Here is a 1,467-nt window from a genome sequence, read left to right on the forward strand (position 1 = left end):
ATATTTCCGAATCACTGCTATTTTTCCATCTTCGATTTCCAAAACTTCCATCGTTGAGTAGTGTAATTCAATGAGTTTATTTGTTTGAGGGTGAATTCCCTTACTAGATGTGGTGTATGTAATGGTAATCACATTGTGAGCGGGAATAACTTGGTTCAAAGTAGCTTCATGTTCAGAATGAGATCCTAAATAAAACAACATCCCTTCGCGAATACTTTCTTTGCCGTCAGGTAACCGGGAGTCATCCGAATCGTAGGGCAAGTGTTGGTGGGCGACATCAGGTTTAAGGAAAGACAGGTAGTGCTCTAAGTCTTTTTCAGTAGCATCAGGTGCCTGTGTTGCTGCCCATGCTAAAAAATACTTTTTTCCGAATACGGATAAATCTGTGTCTGCTATCGCGTTAAATGACGAGACTAAGGTAAAAAAAGTAAGCATCCATCTATTCATAAAAACCTCCACTGTTTAGATTAGGTATAACGCCGCTCAGCACGCGCGGCTTTGTAGTGAAGGCGAAGCCGCAACGAAAAAGACGTCGCCGTGCCTGGCCTTGTTAAATTGTTATAGCGCCATATGCAACAGCGGATAAGGTTTACCCTGACCATCGACTGGCGACCGACCTGTCACTTTAAAGCCAATATGCTGATAAAAACCTAGCGCCTGTTCATTCTGCTCGTTTACATCGACCTTTGATACTCCCTGCTCTTTGATAGCATGGGCAGCCAACATGGCACCAATGCCTTTTCCGCGTGCATCGGGTGAGATGAATAACATTTCAATATTACCGTCATGGACGCCGTAGAATCCCTGAATTTTACCATGACCATTTTTAGCGCACCTTAAATCAACTGCGTCAAAATACTGCTCCAGAATTAACGGTTTTAACTCCTGTAGATCATCTTCAGCCAGAAAATCATGGGTTGCCCTGACCGAAGCTTCCCAAACTTCTATAAGCTTAAGGTGATCTGCTTTTTCTACGATCTCAATATTCATCACTACATCCGATTGAAAATTTAACGCCAGCAATAAACGGCGCCCTGACAAGGGCGTCCGGTGGAGGCCGAAGGCCGGAACGAATTTAATTGCCTTGTTAAATCGTCACTTCCCACGGCAATGGTTCTCGTAGAAATCTAACAGAAAATCGTCAGTTTCTTGGTTAGCTGCGGACCAATCATAACCAAACCAATTGTCCCAACCAGATTCGATAATCAACTTACCCCGATGAAAACGTGGATGGACGGCCTCATCTGTTACCGGAGGGACATACGGCCCCCAGCGGTAAAAGCCATAGCGCAGCATGAGTAACAGACTGACTTTCCATGAACGCCAAAATGAGAAGGTCGAAATGGTTACCCTCCCACTGGCGTTATCTCTGACTTCGAATCCCTTACTCATAGTCTGTCGTGACATTTAACGCCGAAGCTCAGTTGCCGCTGTAGAGCGAAGCGGAACAGCGGTCAATTGCAGCGA

2 protein-coding genes are annotated in these 1,467 nt (G+C 45.1%); both read right to left on the reverse strand.

All coding sequences use genetic code 11. From position 1 onward, the window contains the following. Positions 1-447 (reverse strand): nuclear transport factor 2 family protein (locus ACT3RM_RS17820; protein WP_444511509.1); only part of this gene is annotated, 447 nt, incomplete at its 3' end. Positions 448-558: 111 nt separating this feature from the next. Beyond that, entirely contained in the window at positions 559-990 is a 432-nt protein-coding gene (locus ACT3RM_RS17825) for an acetyltransferase (RefSeq protein ID WP_444511510.1), read from the reverse strand. Positions 991-1,467: the final 477 nt, after the last annotated feature.

The organism is Pseudoalteromonas sp. AOP7-A1-14, from assembly GCF_052376275.1.
Lineage (GTDB): Bacteria > Pseudomonadota > Gammaproteobacteria > Enterobacterales > Alteromonadaceae > Pseudoalteromonas.